The organism is Acinetobacter sp. CIP 53.82, from assembly GCF_000369465.1.
GTDB classification, from domain to species: domain Bacteria; phylum Pseudomonadota; class Gammaproteobacteria; order Pseudomonadales; family Moraxellaceae; genus Acinetobacter; species Acinetobacter indicus.
This window is the reverse complement of the sequence record NZ_KB850045.1, coordinates 360344-383043: the sequence shown is the minus strand read 5'-3', so window position 1 is coordinate 383043 and position 22700 is coordinate 360344. Positions and strand designations below refer to the sequence as shown.

General features: G+C 46.9%; 23 protein-coding genes. 18 read left to right on the top strand and 5 right to left on the bottom strand.

What is annotated here, in order from left to right; genetic code table 11:
• Window positions 1-9: 9 nt before the first annotated feature.
• The 12 genes from F905_RS02285 (at window position 10) to pal (ending at window position 11324) form a co-directional block, all read left to right on the top strand.
• On the top strand, window positions 10-1647 hold the full coding sequence (locus tag F905_RS02285; protein WP_005176615.1) for a sodium:solute symporter family protein: 1638 nt from the start codon (window positions 10-12) through the stop codon (window positions 1645-1647).
• 11 nt (window positions 1648-1658) lie between these two features.
• A complete protein-coding gene (locus F905_RS15565) occupies window positions 1659-1790 on the top strand; it encodes a putative transporter small subunit (protein ID WP_005176614.1) in 132 nt (43 codons plus the stop codon).
• A 198-nt stretch (window positions 1791-1988) separates the two neighbouring features.
• Window positions 1989-3329, top strand: a complete 1341-nt coding sequence (locus F905_RS02280) for a deoxyguanosinetriphosphate triphosphohydrolase (RefSeq protein ID WP_005176613.1) — start codon at window positions 1989-1991, stop codon at window positions 3327-3329.
• 188 nt (window positions 3330-3517) lie between these two features.
• Window positions 3518-4120: a Holliday junction branch migration protein RuvA gene (ruvA, locus tag F905_RS02275; protein ID WP_005176612.1), complete on the top strand. Its 603-nt coding sequence runs from the start codon at window positions 3518-3520 to the stop codon at window positions 4118-4120.
• 297 nt (window positions 4121-4417) lie between these two features.
• A complete protein-coding gene (gene ruvB, locus F905_RS02270) occupies window positions 4418-5419 on the top strand; it encodes a Holliday junction branch migration DNA helicase RuvB (protein ID WP_005176611.1) in 1002 nt (333 codons plus the stop codon).
• 86 nt (window positions 5420-5505) lie between these two features.
• A complete protein-coding gene (locus F905_RS02265; protein ID WP_180048565.1) occupies window positions 5506-6153 on the top strand; it encodes a hypothetical protein in 648 nt (215 codons plus the stop codon).
• Window positions 6154-6485: 332 nt separating this feature from the next.
• Window positions 6486-6899 (top strand): tol-pal system-associated acyl-CoA thioesterase, encoded by a 414-nt coding sequence (ybgC, locus tag F905_RS02260; RefSeq protein WP_005176609.1) that lies wholly within the window; start codon window positions 6486-6488, stop codon window positions 6897-6899.
• A 22-nt stretch (window positions 6900-6921) separates the two neighbouring features.
• Window positions 6922-7620 carry a protein TolQ gene (tolQ, locus tag F905_RS02255; RefSeq protein WP_005176608.1) on the top strand — a complete coding sequence of 233 codons (699 nt, stop codon included), beginning with the start codon at window positions 6922-6924 and terminating at the stop codon, window positions 7618-7620.
• Window positions 7620-8072: a protein TolR gene (tolR, locus tag F905_RS02250; protein WP_005176606.1), complete on the top strand. Its 453-nt coding sequence runs from the start codon at window positions 7620-7622 to the stop codon at window positions 8070-8072. Before tolQ ends, tolR begins: the two co-directional genes overlap by 1 nt.
• A 3-nt stretch (window positions 8073-8075) precedes the next feature.
• The gene (gene tolA, locus F905_RS02245) at window positions 8076-9236 is read left to right on the top strand and encodes a cell envelope integrity protein TolA (protein ID WP_034597627.1); all 1161 of its coding nucleotides are present in this window, start codon (window positions 8076-8078) and stop codon (window positions 9234-9236) included.
• A gap of 199 nt (window positions 9237-9435) precedes the next feature.
• Window positions 9436-10719, top strand: a complete 1284-nt coding sequence (gene tolB, locus F905_RS02240) for a Tol-Pal system beta propeller repeat protein TolB (RefSeq protein WP_373366853.1) — start codon at window positions 9436-9438, stop codon at window positions 10717-10719.
• A gap of 35 nt (window positions 10720-10754) precedes the next feature.
• Window positions 10755-11324, top strand: a complete 570-nt coding sequence (pal, locus tag F905_RS02235) for a peptidoglycan-associated lipoprotein Pal (protein ID WP_005176597.1) — start codon at window positions 10755-10757, stop codon at window positions 11322-11324.
• Between the two features lie 93 nt (window positions 11325-11417).
• Here the strand turns inward: pal and F905_RS02230 are convergent, their stop codons facing one another.
• On the bottom strand, window positions 11418-11615 hold the full coding sequence (locus F905_RS02230; RefSeq protein WP_005176594.1) for an NF038105 family protein: 198 nt from the start codon (window positions 11613-11615) through the stop codon (window positions 11418-11420).
• Window positions 11616-11803: 188 nt separating this feature from the next.
• On the opposite strand from F905_RS02230, the gene F905_RS02225 reads away from it, so the two are divergent.
• From F905_RS02225 to F905_RS02205, 5 genes are all read left to right on the top strand, one after another.
• On the top strand, window positions 11804-12778 hold the full coding sequence (locus tag F905_RS02225) for a class 1 fructose-bisphosphatase (protein ID WP_005176592.1): 975 nt from the start codon (window positions 11804-11806) through the stop codon (window positions 12776-12778).
• A 51-nt stretch (window positions 12779-12829) separates the two neighbouring features.
• The gene (locus F905_RS02220; protein WP_034597428.1) at window positions 12830-13606 is read left to right on the top strand and encodes a TrmH family RNA methyltransferase; all 777 of its coding nucleotides are present in this window, start codon (window positions 12830-12832) and stop codon (window positions 13604-13606) included.
• Between the two features lie 159 nt (window positions 13607-13765).
• Window positions 13766-14380: an RNA polymerase sigma factor gene (locus F905_RS02215; RefSeq protein WP_005176588.1), complete on the top strand. Its 615-nt coding sequence runs from the start codon at window positions 13766-13768 to the stop codon at window positions 14378-14380.
• Window positions 14377-14697 carry a hypothetical protein gene (locus F905_RS02210; protein WP_005176587.1) on the top strand — a complete coding sequence of 107 codons (321 nt, stop codon included), beginning with the start codon at window positions 14377-14379 and terminating at the stop codon, window positions 14695-14697. The genes F905_RS02215 and F905_RS02210 overlap by 4 nt, the downstream gene beginning before the upstream one ends.
• Entirely contained in the window at window positions 14687-15085 is a 399-nt protein-coding gene (locus tag F905_RS02205) for a DUF3106 domain-containing protein (protein WP_005176585.1), read from the top strand. Before F905_RS02210 ends, F905_RS02205 begins: the two co-directional genes overlap by 11 nt.
• An 84-nt stretch (window positions 15086-15169) precedes the next feature.
• Here the strand turns inward: F905_RS02205 and F905_RS02200 are convergent, their stop codons facing one another.
• The 4 genes from F905_RS02200 to cxpE form a co-directional block, all read right to left on the bottom strand.
• Window positions 15170-17602 carry a CSLREA domain-containing protein gene (locus F905_RS02200; RefSeq protein ID WP_005176584.1) on the bottom strand — a complete coding sequence of 811 codons (2433 nt, stop codon included), beginning with the start codon at window positions 17600-17602 and terminating at the stop codon, window positions 15170-15172.
• 15 nt (window positions 17603-17617) lie between these two features.
• Window positions 17618-19426, bottom strand: a complete 1809-nt coding sequence (gene rbtA / locus F905_RS02195; protein ID WP_005176582.1) for a rhombotarget A — start codon at window positions 19424-19426, stop codon at window positions 17618-17620.
• A 120-nt stretch (window positions 19427-19546) separates the two neighbouring features.
• The gene (gene hda, locus F905_RS02190; protein ID WP_005176580.1) at window positions 19547-20251 is read right to left on the bottom strand and encodes a DnaA regulatory inactivator Hda; all 705 of its coding nucleotides are present in this window, start codon (window positions 20249-20251) and stop codon (window positions 19547-19549) included.
• 18 nt (window positions 20252-20269) lie between these two features.
• A complete protein-coding gene (cxpE, locus tag F905_RS02185) occupies window positions 20270-21493 on the bottom strand; it encodes a chloramphenicol efflux transporter CxpE (RefSeq protein WP_005176578.1) in 1224 nt (407 codons plus the stop codon).
• Between the two features lie 136 nt (window positions 21494-21629).
• Here cxpE and purM point away from each other — a divergent pair, with 136 nt between their 5' ends.
• The gene (purM, locus tag F905_RS02180) at window positions 21630-22700 is read left to right on the top strand and encodes a phosphoribosylformylglycinamidine cyclo-ligase (protein ID WP_005176576.1); all 1071 of its coding nucleotides are present in this window, start codon (window positions 21630-21632) and stop codon (window positions 22698-22700) included.

Sequence of the window (22700 nt, the reverse complement as noted above, 5' to 3'; positions counted from 1 at the left end):
GGAGTAATTATGTTTCAATTCACTAGTACAACCACTGTACTATTGATGGTGCTTTTTTACGGCATTACCTTTGTACTGTCGTTACGTATTAAACAAAAAAATGAAAATGTCGATGGCTATATGGTCTCGAATGGTTCTATTGGCTTTGGTATGTCTGCGGCCAGCATGACCGCAACTTGGATTTGGGCAGCGTCATTCTATGCAGCTGCCTCTTCAGGTTATAAATACGGCGTTTCCGGTGCCTTGCACTACGGCCTCTGGGGCGCGCTGATGATTTTGTTTATTTATCCTTTTGGTAAGCGCTTTCGTGAGTTGGCACCCAATGCACATACGCTGGCAGAAATTATGCATGCCCGCCATGGCAACCAGAGCCAGATGATTTTGGCAGGTTCCAATATTGTGGGAAGTGTCATCAGTTTGATGGTGAATTTTACTGCAGCAGGTGCCTTGGTCGAAATTTTATCTCCCCTAAGCTTTGTACATGGCGTCTTGATCACCGGGATTGGTGTGCTGTCTTATACCCTCTGGTCTGGCTTCCGTTCCTCTGTATTTACCGATTTTGGCCAGCTGGTGGCGATGATCGTGGCGGCGGTGATCATTATCCCAACGCTGTTCTTCACTTTGGGCGGACCGTCCCTGTTTCAAACGGGTATTCACAACCTGCAGCCTGAACAGCTCGATTTCTTCTCTAAAACTGCATTTCTAGAACAAGGTGCGCCTTTCTTCGTCGCAGTCCTGGCGTATGCCATCGGTAACCAGACCATTGCCCAGCGTTTATTTGCGGTACGGGAAGACTTGATTAAACCCAGTTTTATTACGGCGACGATTGGTTATGCCGCGATTGTGATTGGGTTGGGGATGCTCGGCTTACTGGCCTTGTTTGCCGGAATTCAACCGATTGATGGCAACTTGAATAACCTGATTCCACAAATGGCAGCGACGTATCTCTCTCCATTTATGGTGGCCCTGTTATTTATCATGGTGATCGGTGCGCTGTCTTCAACGGCTGACTCGGATCTGTCTGCGTTATCTGCGATTGTGATGACTGACATTTATGGAAAACAGATTGCCAAAAACCAACCTAATCCCAAGAAAATGCTGTTTATTGGTCGTATAACCATGATTGTCGCCACCATGCTTGGGATCATTATCGCCACTTTAAAATTTGACATTTTATCAATGCTGATTTTTGTGGGTGCACTTTGGGGGTCTATTGTATTTCCGGTAATTGTCAGCCTGTATTGGGACAAAGTGAATTCTCGTGCCTTTAACTGGTCGGTCGGGCTCGCCTTCGTCAGCTTCCTGATTGTCCGTTTTGAATGGATTCCAATCCAGGGCTTGATTGCGCTTGGCTTTGAGCTACTTGCAACCCTGGGTATTGGTGTGGTGCTGGGTCTGATGACCTTTGGTTTCTTCGGCAAAAAAGTCGGTTTGGTGGTGGGTATCTTGGCCAGTATTGGCTTCATGCCATGGACCATCGGCTTCTTGCGTGAATACGGCACCTTATTAAGTTCACTGACTGCTTATGGCAGTAGTGCTCTGGTCTGTACTGTTCTGACCTTGGTCTACAGTAAAGAACGATTTGATTTTAAACAAATCAACAAGATGGTGATTGAATTTCACCAGCTATCTGAGAAAAGTAAATAAGGAGATTTCAGATGACTAGTCAATTATTGACCCTATATGTACTTTTTTGGCCGTTGATCGCAAGCCTGGTCTTGTTCACAATTTGCTTGAATGTCTATAAAGATGCACAACAAGCCAAGGAAACTGGTGAAGGGCTGGTGTAATTTTAACTCTTCATGAAAAAGCAGGCTCATTTGGCCTGTTTTTTTATGGCCGTTTCATATTGTTTGAATCACTTGTCTATATTGAGGAGCAAGATTTTTTCTGCTTTTCATTCCCATGACAATTCATGTCGCCTCACTCTAGTACTGGGCTTGGTTTTTTGGCATGATGCAAAGCAGTAAATAATTGAATAATGATAAATGACACAGATGCGTTGGTTAGAACTGCTTTCGACAGTTCGGATTGGTAGTAAAAAGCAAAGTACTGAACAGGCGCGTAGCCCGTTTCATAAAGATTATGACCGTATTATTTTCTCGCAGAGTTTCCGGCAGCTGAACCGCAAAACCCAGGTCCATCCGCTTACCCAACATGATGGTATTCATACCCGCCTGACCCATTCACTGGAAGTGTCCTGTATTGGCCGTTCACTGGGGATGCTGGCAGCAGAAAAAATCAAGGATCAACTGCCTCCGTGGATTACCCCGGCCGATGTCGGCGCGATTATTCAGGCTGCCTGTCTGGCGCATGATATTGGCAATCCGCCTTTTGGTCATGCCGGTGAATATGCCATTCGTGAATGGTTTGATGATGCCTCGCATACCGACTTTTTAAAGGACCTAAGTCCGGAACAGGAAGCCGATGTACGCCAGTTTGAAGGCAATGCCCAAGGCCTGCGCCTGCTGACCAAAATTGACTATCATCCGCATGATGGCGGCATGCGTCTGACCTATGCCACCTTGGGTGCCTATTTAAAATATCCGTGGCTGTCGAAAACCATGGCCTCGCAGGGCAATCGTCCAGCCAGTCAGCGCGCCAAATTCGGTTGCTATCAGGCAGAAAAAGACATTCTGAAACAGATTGCCGAACAGCTCGGCCTGATTGAAATCGGACCTTATCGTTATTGCCGCCATCCGCTGACCTATTTACTCGAAGCCGCAGATGACATCTGCTATGCGCTGATTGATCTGGAAGATGGCATTATCCTGAACATGCTCAGCTATGATGAAGTCGAGCCGATTTTCCTGAACCTGATTGGCGATTATGGCATGCCGGAAGAACTGTCTTTGGACAGCACCACCTGGCAGCAGAAAATTGCCGCGCTACGTGGCCGGGTGATGAAACGTCTGGTCGATGAAGTCACCAGTGCCTTTGCCAAGCAGCATGACCAAATTCTTTCGGGCCAGCTGAAAGGGACCTTACTGCAATATTGCTCGGCCGATATTGAAATTGGCATTAACCGGGCCAAAGAACTGGCGCGTGATAAAATTTTTGAACATCCGCAAAAAGCCGGTCTGGAAATTATTGCCCATCAGAGCCTGCAAAGTATTCTGGATGCCTTTATTCCGCTGACCACACCGCATAAAACCTTAAGCTTTAAAGAGCAGCGGCTGATGGCGATTTTGCAGCGTTCCGGTGCCCATTTTGGTCCAGATCACTATGACAATATCATGCAGGTGCTGGATATTATCTCAAAATTCTCGGATCATCAGGCGTATAACCTGGCGCAGGAATTACAAGGCAATAAAGCCGGATTCTTTTAAGTACAGCCTGCCGTTTTGGGAGAACCTCCAAAACTGCTTTATACTTTTGCGCGTGCTGACATTGCTTGTGCAACACCCCGGCCCATCGGCTGCATATCGCAGAGCATCACAGAAAAGTGGATGACTTCAAGATGCAGACGACAGGCTCGGAACTGAAAAATTTAACCGAATAGAAGTGAATAAACTGAATGATTGGATGTCTGATTGGTGAGGTGTTTGCCCTCGAAGCCCCTACGGTCTTATTAAATGTCAATGGTGTGGGCTATGAAGTCGATACACCGCTGTCTACATTTTGCCAATTACAAAAAGGCCAGAAAGTCACCTTATGGACCCATTTAGCAGTCCGTGAAGATGCTCAACTGCTATATGGTTTTCTTGATGCGCAGGAAAAAACCATTTTCCGCACCCTGCTCAAGGTCAACGGTGTTGGTCCAAAAATGGCACTCGGCATTCTGTCGACTTTAAGCGTCGACATGCTGATTCACACGGTTGAACATGAAGATATTAACACCCTGGTCAAAGTACCGGGTGTCGGCAAAAAAACCGCTGAACGACTGATGATTGAACTGCGCGACCGCTTTAAAGCGATGGCTGCCGGCAATACACCAAGCAACACCAGCAGCGCACAAATCCAGTTTATGGGGAACTCTGCCGTGGCCGAAGCCGAAGCTGCGTTACAGTCACTGGGTTACAAACCACAGGAAGCACAAAAACTGGTGAATGCTGCCAAAGGCGACTTCACCGAAGCCAGCGACATTATCCGGGCAGCATTAAAGTCGATGAACAAATAGAAAACTCTATCTTGCCTCAAGGCCAGCATGACATACGCGAAAATGTCATTCGCAACTGTTTGGGGCAGGAAGTATTTGCACAAAAATCTTTCTGCGATATAGTCGAAACGAATCATCTTTTGACGAGTTTTGCGAATGACGATGGTTTTGCTTACTTTTGCCGAATGAGAAATATATTTCGCAAGGTAAGGCCAACCGCAGGTTATTCCCGAAATTTAATTTTCTTGGAACATCCGTCAAAAAGCGCTTTTGACGTCTGCCCCATTAAACTGTATTTACCTGAAGTTTACATAATATATGCAAGACCGTCTTATCAGTGGTTCTGAAAAACCCGAAGATCAAATTGATCGCGCCATCCGCCCCACCTCCCTCGATGACTACATCGGTCAACCGGTGGTGCGTGAACAAATGGAAATCTTTATTGGTGCAGCGCGCGGCCGCGGCGAAGCCCTCGATCATACCCTGATTTTCGGCCCACCGGGCTTAGGTAAAACCACCCTAGCCAATATCATTGCCCGTGAAATGGGCGGCAACCTGAAATCGACTTCGGGGCCTGTGCTTGAACGTGCCGGTGACTTGGCAGCCATGCTGACCAACCTTGAAGAAGGCGATGTACTGTTTATTGATGAAATTCATCGCCTGTCACCAGTGATTGAAGAAATCCTCTATCCGGCGATGGAAGATTACCAGCTGGACATCATGATTGGTGAAGGCCCGGCAGCGCGTTCGATCAAACTGGACTTGCCGGCATTTACTCTGGTCGCCGCCACCACGCGGGCCGGTCTGCTCACTTCGCCGCTGCGTGACCGTTTCGGGATTGTGCAGCGTTTAGAATTCTACTCGGTGGAAGATCTGACCCATATCGTAAAACGTTCTGCCAGTTTAATGGATGTCCCGATGACCGAAGAAGGCGCGGCAGAAATTGCCCGCCGTTCCCGCGGCACACCGCGTATTGCCAACCGCTTGTTGCGCCGGGTACGTGACTATGCCCAGGTCAAAGGCACCGGCGAAGTCACCCATGCAATGGCCCAGCGCGCTCTGGATATGCTCAATGTCGATAAAGATGGCCTAGACACCTTAGACCGTCGCTATCTGTCGATGTTACTGGAACGTTTTGATGGCGGACCTGCCGGGGTTGAAGCACTGGCCGCAGCCATGGCGGAAGATTCAGGCACCTTGGAAGATGTGATTGAGCCTTATCTGATTCAGCAAGGTTATGTGATGCGTACCGCACGTGGCCGGATTGCCACCAATATGGCTTATTTACAGTTTGGCATGACCCCACCGGAACCCAAATAACAACCATCCCGGACCTTCATTGCCTGTGAGGTAATGAAGGTCTTTGATAAATAACAACTTGAATACATACTCGAACAACAATAATGATGACCGAACAACAACTAATTCAACACCTTCAGCAGCATTTTGATGAGCTGATAGAGCAATTGCAGCCAATCCGCCCCCTACCTTATGGCAAACCATTCCAGTTTTTCAGTGAATCTGAACTGAACTATCTGAACCAGCTTTTGCAAGGCGATCTCAGTCACTGGCTGAGCTTCGATTTTAAAAATGAACGCGGCAAAATCATTGATGCAGATCAAGCTGGCATTGAACAGATCGACCTGCATCGGCATGGGCACTGGTCTATCGACGCCATCCATTTTGATCAGCTATGCGCCATCCACTGGATTAGCCTGTATTTTTCCGAAGAACTTAAACCCTTTATTGAAACCTATACCCAACCATCCACTTCAGTAAAACCGAAACAGAAGCTTGCCCTGATTCTGACGTTACTGGCCGTGCTGGGCGGAATTGGTAGTTATCTGCTGCAAGACGCTGTAGGAATTGTCTTATCTGTGGCGGCATTCTTTCTTAGTATGATCTGGTATGGCTTACTCCAGCTACGACAATATTTTGCCAATAAACAGCCGCAGCAGTTTGAGCGAACTTTCGTGATCAGCAGCTATTTTGCCTTGCATCTACGTGATTATGCGGTGGAACGGCTGTACCTCGATCATCCGGACAGTGCCTAAAACCGCACTGGCAACAGTGCCTAAAACCGCACTGGCAACAGTGCTATCAAAATTGCCAATGACCAAGCACAGGCGGCATGGCAAAAAAAGGCATAAATCACGTGTCAATTCACCTAATTCAACCTGTACCGAACGATAAATATCCAATCTCGGCTCTACATTCTTTATACCTTTGCCACTGGATTTGACACCTTGTGCCATAGGAGCAAAAAGTCATTATGCTAAACTGCAAAGCCAACCCAGTCGGGCATTTGACAGAACCTCAGACAACTTCAATCTAGTTCTGTACGGCCCTTCCAGACCAAAACTGAAAATTGTAATGGAACAGTATCATGGCGAATAAATTTGAATTTCAAATTCGTATCTATATGGAAGACACCGATGCAGGCGGGATTGTATACCATGCCAATCATATTCGTTTCATGGAGCGCACCCGGACCGAATGGCTGCGTGCTTCCGGCGTCGATCATTATTGGCATCAAAACGACTATAATTTTGTCGTGCATAAAATTAATGTCAAATATATGCGTCCAATCTTAATGGATGATCTGATTACTGTTACAGCAAGTGTTGTTTCGTGTAAAGCAACGTCATTTGTATTGCAACAAAATATTTATCGTGGTGAAATCATGCTTGCTTCTGGTGAGGTGGAATTGGCATGTTTAAGTTCTGAAATGCGTCCACGTCGCCTTCCGGATGAAATTCGTGGCCTGATTCTAAAAGAGCTAGGACAGGACCAAGACTAAAAACTTATGGCACTACGTAACTATGGCAACACAATTAGAATCATCTCTACAAGTCTCTGATCTTATTTTGCAGGCAAGCCCTGTGGTACAACTGGTCATGTTGGTGCTGTTACTGGCCTCCTTGTATAGTTGGTATCTGATCGCCAAGTTACATCTCAGTTATAAAAAAGCCCAGGCTGATGATGATCATTTCCAGAAAATCTTCTGGTCTGGTGCTGAATTAAATACGCTATATAACAACGCCCAACTCAATTCCAAACGCACCGGCCTGGAAGATATTTTCTATCAGGGTCTGGGTGAATTTCTCAAATTGAAAAAACGTCATGCCCCGACTGCACAAAGTCTGGAAGGTACCGAACGTATTTTACGTGTCGGTTTAAGCCGTGACCAAGGCCAACTGGAACAAGGCTTAGGCGCGCTGGCCAGCATTGGCTCTGTGGCACCGTATATTGGTTTATTTGGAACCGTGTGGGGCATTATGAATGCCTTTATTGGCCTGGCCGATGTCGATCAGGTAACACTGGCTACCGTTGCACCGGGGATTGCCGAAGCGCTGATTGCCACCGCAATTGGTTTATTTGCCGCAATTCCAGCTGTACTGGCCTTTAACCATTACACCGCCAAAGGTGAAAGCCTCTATTCAGACCGTGCCTTGTTTGCTGAAGAGATGGTGGCCTTATTACAACGTCAGTCTTTGGGTTCAGCACGGGAACATGACTAATGGCCATTCAACGTTCCGGACGCTTCGAGCGTATTAAAAAGCCCTTAAAAAGTGATATGAACGTGGTGCCTTACATCGACGTGATGTTGGTGCTGCTGGTCATTTTTATGGTCACTGCCCCAATGATTACCAGCGGTATCAATGTCGATTTGCCGCAGGCCAATGGCAATCCGATTGAATCCAAAGATGCGCCAGCTGTGGTCAGTCTGGACAAAGACGGCCAGTATTTTCTGAAATACAAAGCCCAAAACTCCAGTCAGCCGCTAACACTCAGTGAACTGACTGCCGTATTAAGTGAAGCACAGCAACAGGCGCAAGCAGAAAATAAAGAACTGCATGTGGTGATTGAAGGTGAAAAATCTCGTGCGTATGGCGAAGTCATGGCCCTGATGAGCAGCCTTCAGGACGCCGGTTTAACTCAAGTTGGCTTACTGACTGAGCCATTAAAGTAAATGATGAAAAGATTGCAAAAACCACCGTTTCAGCAAAAAGCACTGGCCATTGGCTTCACGCTCGGCGTGCATGTCATTGCCGTGGTGGGTTTACTTTATCTGGGCATGAGCCAGCCACCGGAGCCACCCAAACAGATTCGGACCGTGCTGATTAAACCGGAAGATTTACCCCCAGTTACTCGTGAAGAAACCGAGTTTGCTGAGACCGCACATAAAAATGTAGCAGCCGAGATTCAGCAAACCGCGACTCCGGTTGAAGACGCTCCGGTAATTCCGGTCGCACCACCAGCTGTGCCTCAGCCAGAACCGGCCAAAGCACAACCAAGCAATACTGCCGCACAGCAACAGGCCGAACAGCAAAAACGCCTAGAGGCTCGTGCGCAGGCGGAAGCAGAAAAATTACAGGCACAACAGGCCCAGCGCGCCAAAGCAGAAGCTGAACGTAAAGCCCAAGCCGCAGAAAAAGCCAAGGCCACTGCACAGGCCAAAGCCGAGGTCGAAGCCAAACGCCGCAGCGAAGCCGAAGCCCTGCGTAAGGCAGAAGCTGCAGAAAAAGCCAAACTTGATGCACGTCGTAAGGCGGAAGTGGAAGCAAAACGTAAAGCCGAAGCGGCAGATAAGGCCAAGGCTGATGCGGCAGCCAAGGCGAAGGCAGATGCAGAGGCGAAACGTAAAGCCGATGCTGCGAATAAAGCCAAAGCAGAAGCAGCAGCCAAAGCCAAGGCTGAAGCGGAGGCCAAACGCAAAGCCGAAGCAGCTGAAAAAGCCAAAGCCGATGCAGCAGCGAAAGCAAAAGCCGATGCAGAGGCCAAAGCCCGCGCTGAAGCAGAAGCTAAAGCCTCGGCGGCCAAACAGGCGGCTGAAGAAGCGGCACAAAAGAAAGCTGAAGCCAAACGGATTGCCTCTACAGCCAAACGCGATTTTGAAAACAAGATCCGTCGGGCCTGGGATATTCCGGTCGGCTCTTCTGGCAAAACTGCCACGGCACGGGTTACGCTGACCGACAGCGGTTCGGTAGCCTCGGTGATTGTGAACTCCAGTGATCCGGACATGAAAGCCAGTGTCGAGGCCGCGGTACGTGCTGCTGCACCATATCCAATGCCTTCGGACCCGGATGCACGCCGTGAAGCACGCAGTTTCACCTCAAGCTTTACTGCCAAATAAGCTGACTCGCCATCCTGTCAAAAGCCGGGATGGCCTGTTATTTTTCAGTTACACTGCACAACAAGCGACAAAATTTTATTCACTTTTCACAGTGTTATAACAGTTTGGTCATAATTCTCTGCTTTAAATCTCAAATAAGCATGGCATTATGTAGAACAATCACATCAACAAGAATTATGTTTTGAGTAAATAGCGAATGATGGAAATGAAGCCTAAACATCTACTTTACTTGGCAATTTTTACCGCTTTGGGTCCAATAATGGTCTCTCAAACCCATGCCCAGCTACATCTGGAAATTGCCAAAGCACCTGCAGAAGCCCCGAAAATTGCCATCATTCCGTTTAGTAATGATCAAAGCATTTACCCGATTGTTGAAAATGACCTGAACCGTTCCGGCAAATTCACCAGCTCATCAAAAAACTTGCCGGCAAGTGCAGCAAATAATAGTCCGAATGCCGCTGCCTGGCAGGCCGCCGGTGTACCTTATGTGGTGACTGGTACCAGCAAGCCAACCGCAGATGGTGGCTTTGAAATTCACTATCAGCTGTATGATGTGCAAAAGCAGCAGTATTTATTAAACGAATTACTGACTGTACCGGCTTCACGTACCCGTCAGGCTGCGCACATGATCAGTGACACCATCTATGAAGCACTGACCGGTATTAAAGGCGATTTCAGTGGTCGTATTGCCTATGTCTTGCGGAATCCGGCCACTCCGGAGCAGCGCTATACCCTGCAAATTGCCGACACCGATGGTGAACAGCCAAGAACCATTCTGACTTCACGCGATCCAATCTTGTCGCCGGCCTGGACGCCAGATGCCAAGAAAATTGCCTACGTGTCCTTTGAAACCAAACGCCCTGCGATTTATGTTCAGGATTTATCTACCGGTTCACGTGAAAAACTGGCCAGCTTCCGTGGCTTAAATGGCGCACCAAGCTTCTCTCCAGATGGTTCACGCATGCTGTTTACTGCTTCAATGCACGGCAATCCGGAAATTTACGAGATGGATCTGGGCACGCGTCAACTCAAGCGCATGACCAATGACAGCGCCATTGATACAGAAGCACGCTACGCACCCGATGGTAAATCGTTTATTTTTACTTCAGATCGTGGCGGCTCAGTGCAAATCTATCGCTATGACCTGAACACGGGCAGCAGCAAACGTCTGACCTTCCGCGGCGCATTTAATGCGCGTGGTACTTTAAGTGCCGATGGTAAAAAACTGGCGCTGGTTCATCGTCCAAGTGGCAGCAATTATAAAGTTGCGATTCAGGACATTAATACCGGCATTACCAATATCCTCACCCCAACCAGCCTGGATGAATCTCCAAGCTTCTCACCAAATGGACAGATGGTGGTCTATGCAACCCGTGAAGGTGCGCGTGGCCTGCTGTCCATTATGTCTTTAGATGGTCGTTTCCGTATGAATTTGCCAAGTGAACAAGGTGAAGTGCGTGAACCGGCTTGGGCACCAAAATAAGAGCAACTGAACAACCAAGTTTCATGGAGATGAAAATGAACGCAGTAAAATTATTTGTATTGCCTGTACTGGCCTCAGCGCTGGTGATGACTGGCTGTGCCAACCGTAAGCCTGCAACCGATGTTCAAGCAGGACAAACACCGACCTCTTCAACCACGGTCAATACACAAGGCTTAAGTGATGATGCAGCCTTGAATGCACAAAACCTGGCCGGTGCATCTGCCAAAGGTGTAACTGAAGCCAATAAAGCATTCTTGGCAAAACGTGTGGTGCACTTTGACTATGACAGCAGCGAACTGTCGAATGAAGACCTACAAACCCTACAGGCACATGCACAATTCCTGATGGCCAATGCCAACTCGAAAGTCGCGCTTACAGGTCATACCGATGAACGTGGTACCCGTGAATACAACATGGCCCTTGGTGAGCGTCGTGCCAAAGCGGTTGAAAGCTTCCTGGTCACCACGGGCGTGAATCCGGGTCAATTAGAACCGGTCAGCTATGGTAAAGAAATGCCGGTTAACCCAGGTCATGATGAAAGTGCGTGGAAAGAAAACCGCCGTGTTGAAATCAACTACGAAGCGGTACCACCTTTACTGCGTTAAGATTGCATGATTGAGCAGAGTTGCTCAATATAAAAAAGCGCTCCATCGGGCGCTTTTTTAATACTCAAACACAAGAGCTGAGCCAAATTCTATTTAAGGTGCATCTGCCTGTGCATCTTCTTCATCTTTGGCGGGTTGCATCGACTCAATCATGTCGTGCTTGTTAAATTTCTTGTACTCTGGTTTTGCTTCATACCCCTTCCAGGCCTCTTTGACCTTGTCGGCGCTAATTTCATCTAAACTAATGCCTTCGCTTGGGGTTGGAGTCGCATCAAACTTTAACGTTGTCATATGTGTGCTCCTATATACTGGTTGATTCTGTTCCTTCACATCAACATAGCACTTTCTAGCAGACTTGCAAGGGCAAAATCACGTCAAATAGTTGAGTTTAATTTTTCTTTTAAGCTGTTCTCATCTAAAATATCGGACAAAGCTTTTTTGATCATGCCCGATCGATTCTTATTCGGAGTTTTCCTATTATGTCTTATCGCACCCTGTCCCAATTTCTACAACAACAAAGCGGAAATTTAACCCCTGAACTTGCACAGGTGATTGAGACCATTGCCAATACCTGCAAAACTATTGATCAGGCTTTACAAAAAGGCGCCTTGGCTGGGGTTCTGGGCAGTGCACAAAATGAGAACGTGCAAGGCGAAGAGCAAAAGAAACTCGATGTCATTTCCAATGATTACCTGATTGATGCTTTACAGAAACATCCTAATGTCGGCGGTTTAGCCTCAGAAGAACTGGATGAATTCACTCCGGCACAGGAAAATGGCCAATATTTAGTGCTGTTCGATCCGCTAGATGGTTCAAGCAACATCGACATCAATATGTGTGTTGGCACCATTTTCTCGATTCTTCCGGCAAAAAATGCAGTGACCCAAGCAGCTGATTTCATGCAGGCCGGTGTTCACCAAGTTGCTGCCGGTTATGTACTGTATGGCCCATCAACCATGATGGCCTTAACCGTCGGTGCAGGTGTAGTATTCTTTACCTTCGACCCGGAAGCTCAGGAATTCCTGCTGACTTCGGAAAATATCCAGGTGGCAGCGGATACCAAAGAATATGCAATTAATGCTTCTAACCAGCGTCATTGGGAAGCACCCGTTCAACGTTATATTGATGAACTGCTAGCAGGTAAAACCGGTCCGCGTGAAAAAGACTTTAACATGCGCTGGGTGGCCTGTATGGTGGGTGATATTCACCGTATTCTGTGCCGTAGCGGGATTTTCATGTATCCATATGACCTGAAAGATCCGAAAAAAGCTGGCCGTTTACGTTTAATGTATGAAGCCAACCCGATGAGTATGCTCATGGAACAAGCCGGTGGTGCGTCGACAACAGGTCGTGTGCGTATTCTGGAAATTGAACCGACCGATCTGCATCAACGTGTACCAGTGATCATTGGTTCTAAAAACGAAGTTGATCTTGTTACTGGCTACCACGCTTAATTTTTTCTGATAACACCTGTGGGTCTGTGCTCACAGGTGTGGATGTTCTCCATGCCTACCTTATTTCTTGAATCGAAAGATAATCCTAAAATTAAGCACCTACGTGGCTTGATTGAACAAAACAGCTACCGTAAAAAACAAGGTCAGACTGTGCTTGAAGGTTCGCACCTTTGTCTGGCATGGTTAGAGCAAAACCGGAAAATTAACGCGATTTTCACCACCGAAAATGCCCTGAAACATCCTGATCTGAACGATATTCTGGACCAGTATCAGGGTACGGTGTTTGTAATTGGCGAGTCTTTATATAAAGATTTAAGTACCTTAGGCACCACCCTTGCCTGTCTGGCCATTGTCGATTTGCCAAGTTCCAGTCAGGCGCTTGACTATCAGGCCGATACCTTAATCTTGGAAAATGTCCAGGATCCGGGCAATGTCGGTACCCTGCTACGCTCGGCTGCAGCAGCCGGCATCCAGCAAATTGTCTGCACCAAAGGCTCTGCCTCGTTATGGTCACCACGGGTATTACGTGCCGGGATGGGTGCGCATTTTTCGTTGCAGACCTTTGAAAATATCCAGCTCGAGGAGATTCTGGAACAGTTTAAAATTCCGGTCTATGTCACCAGCTCACACCGTTCCACCAGCCTGTATGTCAAAGACTTAAGCCAGCCATGCGTATGGATTCTCGGCAATGAGGGTCAAGGTGTATCGGATTACGCACTAGCACATGCAGAAGCCGTTACCATTCCCCAACCGGGCGGACAGGAATCTTTAAATGTCGCGATTGCCGGTTCAGTCTGTTTTTTTGAAATGGTACGTCAACGACTCTAATACGTTAATTTATATTAAATAGGCTGGCCCTATTAAAAAAATAGATTACACTAGAAAAATAATAACTTGTAATGTCAACCGAACCATTATTTTTAACGTTAATAGTGCCATGAAGTTAAAAATAATGGTGGGTATCCAATGACAGGATTTTCCATCTCTATGGATTTAGCACCCAAAAAGTCTCAACCTGAAAGTTTGAGTACTCTGAAGAGTACGGCTGAACAACGCCTGAAAACTTTTATGCACGAGGTCACCGGGCGCGCCTTAGTGATGATGGAAAGTGCCACTCAGGGACAGCATGGCATCGCGATGGATCTGGTTCAGGAAGCCTTTATTTCCCTGCACAAATCCTATGCCGATAAAAGCACAGATGAGTGGTATCCGCTGTTCTACACCATTTTAAATAACAAATTACAGGACTGGCGACGTAAAGAAGCCCGTCGTGCACAACCCTTTTCATTTTTCCGCAAAGTCAGCCTGGATGACGATGATGTCGAACAAAATGATCTGGTCGATGAACGTGCACTCAATCCTGCTGAGTTTTTAGACCAAGCCATGACTGCTGAAGAAATTCAGGAGGCAATCGCCAAACTTCCGGTGCGTCAGCAACAAGCGTTTATGCTGCGGGCCTGGGAAGGGTTCGATACTCAGACTACTGCCCAGATTATGAATTGTTCTGAAGGCAGTGTAAAAACCCATTATCATCGTGCTATTCAGGCTTTACGTCAGACTCTGGCACATATGAATCCATATCTGGGAGGATCATCCGAATGAAACAAGATGATTTCTTAAAACAAGTGACTTCCAAACTTGATGGACTCGCCCACCACCACAAAGACAAAGCTGTGGTGATGAATCATGTTCTGGATCAGATTCAGGATAAGCAGACATCACGCTATGGCCTGTGGAAAATGTCCGGTTTTGCACTTGCGGCTGCCATTGCAGGATTCGTCATTTTACCAAATTCGGTAGAAATGACCGCGCAACCGCAAAATCAGGTGGTGGCTACGCCAAAACTTTCACCACAAATGATGGAAGATCTAGAAATGTTATTGGTGCTGGGTGAGGATAAAGTTCAACATGGCAGCTAAACGTTTAGCATTCGCCTTCTGTGCGCTGGGCTTTTTGCAAACCAGCTTTGCAGGCTTTGAGCGTTTCTGGATTTTCTCCAAAGATGCAGACACAAAAATTGTTGAAAGCTGGGAAACCCTCTCAGATGAAGAACAATTGGCCTTAATCAAACGTTATCAGAATTTAAAAGAACTGCCGTCCGATAAAAGTGCTTCTTTGCAACAGCGTATGGACTGGTTTATTCAGCTACCCGATGCAGAAAAGCAGAAAATGCGTGAAACCTGGCAAAAAATGAGTACCCAGGAACGCAAGGAACTCGGCCAAAGAATGCAGAAGGCCACGCCTGAAGAACGCGTGCTGATTCGTGAAGAATATATCAATAAATATATCACGCCGACAGAATACTAAGCGATTAAGCCACACATCAACCCAGTGCTGGTCCATAAAAAAGCCTCTTATCAGAGGCTTTTTTACATTCACTGGATTTATGATTTATGATTTAAACTGACGGCGTACACGATATACCGCCATGCCCAATAAACCAAATAATCCAGCAAGCCCTAGACTTCCACCACCGCTTCCTTCAGTATTGCTGTTTTTCGCGGTATTGATCAGGCTGATGGTCGCCTCATTGGACAGCTCCTGTTCAGCATCAAATACTGTGTATTTCAGCTCATAATCAAACGGGCTATAGCTGTTACGCACCTGAATCTGCAGGTTTCCGCCATAACAAGTTTCACGCACATAATCCCCTGGACATGGACCACTCCGGTCTGCCGTGACCAGTACACTTGAAGGTACATTGGTTAAACGGATTGGCAATTCAAGTCCATTGCTATCGGTATAAAAGGCCGGTTTATTTTCTCCAGACAGCAGTGTATTGACAGGTCCATCGCCATCATCACTGTCATTTTCCAGCGGATTGACATTAATTTTCAAATCCGAACCATATTCAATGGTGTAGCGGTCGGCTTTGGCAATCGGTTTGATGTTCATGAATTTTGCTTCAAGCAAACCACTCGACTGAACAGTTGGATCCATCACCGACGTAATGGTATAGGCACAATAGGCAGAATCAATATTCTGGGTCACCTGATCATCGACCCGATAGAACAGAATCCGTTTTACATCGGCATCCCATTCGCATTTCAGGTTTGGATCATGCAACAGTTTACTGCGGTCAAAGGCCGCATCTTCTAAACCACCGCCAATACCATAGACTTCTGTACTGATATTAAAGTGTTCCGGTTTTAGTTCCAGCAATTGTGCCACGCTACCATCGGCATTTGGTTCATCATGCTTGAGGGCCAGTGCAAATGGATCGATATAAATAGTCCGATATTTCTGTTTTTCCTTGGAAAATTTAAGCAAATTTTCATAGTTTTGCAGATCTGCCTGATGTTGGGCCAACAGCTCTTTATTTTTCTCTGGTGCCTGAACCAGCGCTTTTAAACGGTCAATCTCCTGCTGATAGCTGTCAAACAAGGTCACATGCGACACGTTTTTCAGATTGACAATATCTGCTGCGGTCATACGCATGAGTTCAACCGAACCAATTTCACAGCTGTTTTTCTGTTCTGGATCTAAAATCAGGGTGCCATCAGTCACACGCTGTAAACCACGCTGATCTGACACTTCACAGCCAAATCCTTCGACATTGACCAGGTCCGCATCATTGTCCAGATTTTTTGGATAATATAACGGCAGGAATAAGTTGTAGGCTGAAGCCGGCTGCATTGGATAGAGCACATCACTTAACTGCTTGCCACTCAGATTCACCGAGCTCATTGAGTTTTCTTCTGTGCTCGCGAGCGTTTCCGGCAGGTCACATACCCCCTGCTCTACACTTTGTGCATTCGGGAAAATTAGCGCATTGCGTGATGAGCTGATATTCGGTTGCCGCTCGGTTAAATTGCCATTATTCAACGCATAACGGCATGATTTTCCGGTATTAAATGCCAGCACATTAAATCTTAATACTTTGATGCCTGAATCATCATAATAGAAGGTGCTGGCGGCCTCATTTTCGACAATGGTATTGTTATTTAAACTGAAGACCGATTGCGTACTGAGGCGGTGCTCCGGGCCATTGGCCAGGTTAAAAATATGCCCCTGCGTTAAGTTCGCTTTATTTTTAGCCACTGTGGTATTGGTTAAAGTCAGACGCGGCTTGCCACAAAAATCAAAGCTACTCAGGCTGTTGCTGTTGCCATTTTGAATGACACTGCTTTGCTGAATGGTGATATTGGCCTGGGTATCTGCTAGATTTGCCGTACAGTCCATCGCCAGCACACTGCCGACACTGGCGCTGTTCCCCTGAATCAGGCTATTCACCACCGTAATTGGCTGTTCCTGATTATGGGCAGCAATATACAGTGCACCACCCCGCGCTGCCTGCGAATCCAGAATTGCGGTATTGGTCAAGGTCAACGGTCCGGCAACCAGTAAAGCCCCGCCCAGCCCATCGCTATAGCCATTTTTAAGGGTCAGATCGTCAAACATGACATTGGCCTGACTGTCGAGCGTATTAACAATACGATGCAGCCCCTGGCCGTTAATAATGGTCTGATGCGGTATCAGCGCCGGATAACGGTGGGTAATAGGATCTTTCTTGCTGTAATCAAGCGGTGTTGCGCCCATAATCCGCACATTGGACTGCGGGCGTAATTCAGCATTTAACTTGTATTCACCCGCTTGCAGACGGATATAATCCACTGCAATATAGTTGGTATTGCCGACACTACAGCCCCCAAAGGCTTTGTTCTGTTTGGCCGCCACCAAGGCTTCACGTAGCGAACATTTATCCGGGTTTTCACCATTTTCATCGGCAAATGTAGTGACATAAATAGTACGGTCTTCTGCGGCCATTAATGACATGGCACTGACAATCATGACTCCCAAGAGTGCTTTTTTATAATTTTTCATTCCCTTTCCCTGTTTTTATTTTTTACGGCGCCAAGCTGCCAGTAACATCAATATGAGCACGCCATAGCCAGCCACTGCTCCGCCAGATGTTTTAATTTTGTCACTGTCCATGTGGTTTTCAGGTGCCTGAATCACTTGTACACGAATTTCTACATATGGTTTGGTGGTATTAAAACGTGTACTGCTGGTCACCAGTTTAATTTTAAAAACATCTGCGCCATGCCAAGCAGAATCCGGGGTATAAATAATCTTGCCCTGCTCATCAATCGTCAGTTGACCCTTGGAACTGGTCTGGGTCTGCTCAATCTGCACACAGCCGGCTTGCCAGGCTTTCCCGGTCGGATTGCTGCTAAACAGACTGTCACAGAACTCGGCTGGTACCAGATCACTATCACCAATTAAATCGCTGACCGACATTTCGGCAATTTCACCGGCCAGAATATCCCGACCAATGAGACCTGAGGCATCAGGTACGGTAATTTCAATTGCACCACGGTCACACAAGGTATTATCCGAAGCTCGGTTCACCCCGCGCTGATCTGCCGAGGCACAAGTAACCTGCTCAGTGGTACCCACTTGTGCATAGCCTTTGTTGACGATTGGAGAGTCAGCCAGAGCCTGGTAATTCAGTAAAATACGTGGGCGGATATAGCCCAAGAACTGTTCTTCTTTAACCTGATACGGGCAGAATAAGGCGTCCTCATCTTCACTCAGCACTTTACAGGCGCCTTCCAGGATATTCCCGCTAAAAATATGGCTACCCTGCCAGATCTGGTTCGGGTAATTGGTATCACCCAGTCCACATTCTTCAGAGACCAGATTGTTTTGCAGCACGCTTTGATCGGCTGCCTCTTTGCTACAGTTAGCAGACTGCGCCGTCACAGGATGTGGATTGGCCAGCAGAATACTGTTGGCAATATAGCCTTTTCCTGCCGGGGCTTCTAAACGTACCCCTGCGCTATTGCCCATTAAAGTGACGTTATTGACCCCGATATTGTCTCTCAGGTTCAGCACATAGCCTTCATTGCGGTTAAAGGTCGTACTGCTGATGGTATTGGCAGCGGCCAGCAGCTTGAGATTTTCGACATCTTCTGTAGGTAACTGGGTGTAGAGGTTGGCAGATGCCAGATCGCTGGTTTTGTTGTCGCTAAACACCGCTGCATAAATCCGGAAGCTTGGCAGTCGGCTATAGATGGCGCCACCCTCGGTGGCATGGTTGTGCTGGATTAAACTGTTTTTAATTTCAATAAAGGCTGGCGCGATATTCTCTCCCACTTCAGCCAGATTATAGATGGCACCGCCCTGGTTGGCTCGGCCCTGACTCAGCTTGACATAATCCAGCACCAGGTATTCATGGTTCAGAATCAGGCCGCCCTGATTGGGACGGCAACTGTCGCTGCCACAGCCTTGCAGACTGACTTCGCTCAGGTTGACCTGAATACGTTTATCATCACTACTTTCAATATGAAAAATACGTTCATTACCGGCCATTTCGATAATGGCATTGTTCAGGCCTTTGATATTGTTTTCTTTCAGGCCGGTGTCATAGGTGGTTTTAATGCTTAAGGGTTGGGTGATTTTTAACTGCTGATTAAGTTTATAAACGGCGTGTTTTTCTAACAGAATGACATTGGAGGAATTTTCGCCACCGCAGCCATTATGGCCTTCTTCCGGCAACCCCAAATTAATATACTCGACTGCTTCGCGCAGTGAACATTCTTTATCATTGGCTTGAATATCTTCAGTGATGGTGACAACAATATTGCTACTATAAGCATGTCCCGCAATAAACAGCATACCAATGCCGATGCTCCGCTTGAGCATAAGCTTACTCCTTAACCTATTTATTCATTTTTATTTTTAAGTTGCAGCTTCCTTGCAACTAAGACTTATTTTGAGTGTAATTTGTCATAGCTAGAGTAATTACTCAAGTTTTTTTGTATTTTACCGATATTCGTCAATTAATGCGTAGATCTGACGCAAATTCGCACCGCTCAGTTTGGTTTTTTCGCCTTTTAGCAGCTGAATCAGTTGTTGAAGGCTTTGTAACAGCATTGAAGTCTGCTGCGGACCATGTAACAGCAAGTAGTCAATAATCTGCTGATCAATCTGAATACCTTTACGTTGCAGCACCGAAGTTACCAAAGCCTGACGGTCGGCAAACAGGCTGCCAGTCGGCACTTTCACACTCACAGCCTGAGTTAAACGGGACTGTAAATCGGGCAATTCCAGTTTCAGTTCAATCGGGGCAAAACGTGATGAAAACACCAATTGCCCGCCCATTTCATTGCTGTAATTGATTAAATGAAATACCGCGCGCTGCCAATGCGGCACGCCGCTAATCGCTTCAATATCATCCAGACAGACCAGATCAAAATGATCTAAAGAGGTAATGGCTTCGGTCGGGGCATCCAGAAGTTCCAGCAAAGAGACTTTAATCGCGGATTTGCCAATTTCCAGATAAGAATCGCAAATCGCCGAAAGCAGATGGCTTTTGCCGGTACCCGCACCGCCATAAACATAAAAACGGTTGACCAGCCCCGCATGCAACTGTCGCACTGCGTCAATTACATGGCCCCAGCCCGGACCAGAAAAATCACTGATTCGGGCATCGAGTTGAGGTTCTATATCAAGCTGCAGTTGACGCATATACAGAATAGGCCTTCGTTAAACATCTTTAGGATCAAGAGGATTCATCTTACTCGATTTTTCAGTCTGTTGCAGTGGCTTTGTCTGATCTTTCTCAAGATCAATATCGACATCCACCTGATCAGTTTCTATGCTGATACTGCCCGTTTGCTGGTCATGATGAATGATAGCCGTCGACTGTCCATACCACTGACTGCGTTCATAGCAATCCCGGGCATGACGTAGCAAGACCACAATTACCGCGGCAACCGGCAAGGCAATTAGCATCCCGAGGAAACCGGCCAGTTGCGCACCGGCCAGTACGGCAAACACCACTGCTACCGGTGACAGTCCGATTTTATCGCCCAGTAAAAATGGTTGCAGTACATAGCCTTCTACCGCCTGACCAATCATAAACACCACCAGCACCAAGAACAGTTGCATCCAGTCGATACCAAACTGCAATAAGGTGGCAATGACCGCAGCAATAATCCCGACCGCAAAACCTAAATATGGGATGATACTGGCCAGACCTGCCACCATCCCGATAATCAGGCCAACGTCCAGACCAATCAGTTGCAGACCGGTGGCATAGACCACACCTAGGAGGATCATCACCAGGAACTGACCTTTGACAAACGCGCCTAATACGTTATGGCATTCATTCACAATATGCAGGGTGCTGCGCTCATACGGACGTGGAATTAAACGGCGCAGACTGTCCAGCATACGGTCCCAGTCGAGCAGAAAATAGAAGGCAATAATTGGAATTAAAACAATGGTCCCGCCAATCTGGATAAAGTTCAGACCGGACTGCGCCACCCGTAAAATCATGGCCTGAATGCTGTCGGCGCTGTAATTGGTCTGCACATAGTCCATGATAATGGTTGACATATGCGTGGTATCAATTTCCATCTCATCGACATTAAAGGTTTCAGAAATCCAAGGCAAAAAGGTGGTATTGATCCAGTTAATTCCGACCGGAATACTGTCGCGGGCAATCATCAGCTGTTTCCAGACCAGCGGAATGATGTACCAGACTGCCACGGTCAGTAGAATCCCGATTCCGACAAAAACGATGCTGATGGATAACCAGCGCGGCACCCCAACCCGATATAAAGTATCAACCAGTGGACTGAACAGATAAGCCACAAGAAAGGCGACAATAAATGGAATAACGACCGGCTTGAGTAAATATAAAATCCAAAAAATTAAAGCTATCCCGGCAAGGATAAAAATGCGACGTAAAGTACGATCTGCCATAGAATCTCGCCTTTTTGCAGTGTAATCGTTATATAAAGTAAAATATTTTAATAAAGATAGCATTTTAGCGCATAAATAACATAAGAGTTTCGTATATTCGGGTTATAATCCCCCGCGCGAATGCGGAGACTTCATTATGAGCAACTCAACTTCTAACCCTACCCCTGGTTTAAGCTATAAAGATGCTGGTGTCGACATCGAAGCCGGTGACGCGTTAGTCGATCGAATTAAATCTGTTGCGAAACGCACCACTCGTCCTGAAGTGATGGGCGGATTAGGCGGCTTTGGCGCACTTTGTAAAATTCCTAAAGGTTATGAAGAACCTGTTCTCGTATCAGGCACAGACGGTGTTGGTACAAAATTACGTTTAGCCCTTAATTTAAACCGTCATGACACTATTGGTCAGGATCTGGTGGCCATGTGTGTGAACGATCTGCTGGTTTGTGGCGCAGAACCACTGTTCTTCCTCGACTACTATGCAACGGGTCACTTAAACGTTGATGTTGCAGCCAATGTAGTTACCGGGATCGGTCAAGGTTGTGAGCTTGCGGGCTGTGCACTGGTTGGCGGTGAAACTGCTGAAATGCCTGGCATGTATGAAGGCGAAGATTATGACCTTGCAGGTTTCTGTGTAGGCGTGGTTGAGCAAAGCAAAATTATTGATGGCTCTAAAGTCAAAGCGGGTGACGTTCTGATTGGTGTTGCGTCTTCAGGTGCACACTCAAACGGCTATTCTCTGCTTCGTAAAATTCTGGACGTGAAAAACGTTGACCTGACCCAAATCGTAGATGGCCGTCCGCTGGCAGATGCAGCGATGGAACCAACCCGTATTTATGTCAAACCGATTCTTGAATTACTTAAATCTGTTGATGTTCACGCAATGGCGCACATCACCGGTGGCGGTTTACCTGGTAACTTACCACGCGTACTTCCAAATGGCGCGCAAGCGGTGATTAACGAATCATCTTGGGAATGGCCAGAACTGTTCAAACTGCTGCAAAAAGAAGGCGGTGTTGAACAATTCGAAATGTACCGTACCTTTAACTGTGGCGTTGGTATGGTATTGGCAGTGGATGCAGCAGATGCAGACAAAACTGTTGAATTGCTGAACCAGTTAGGCGAAAAAGCCTGGGCCATGGGTCACATTGTTGACAATGCAGAATCTGTTGAAGGTGCTGACGAAAAAATCCGTGTGATTTTTGCGTAA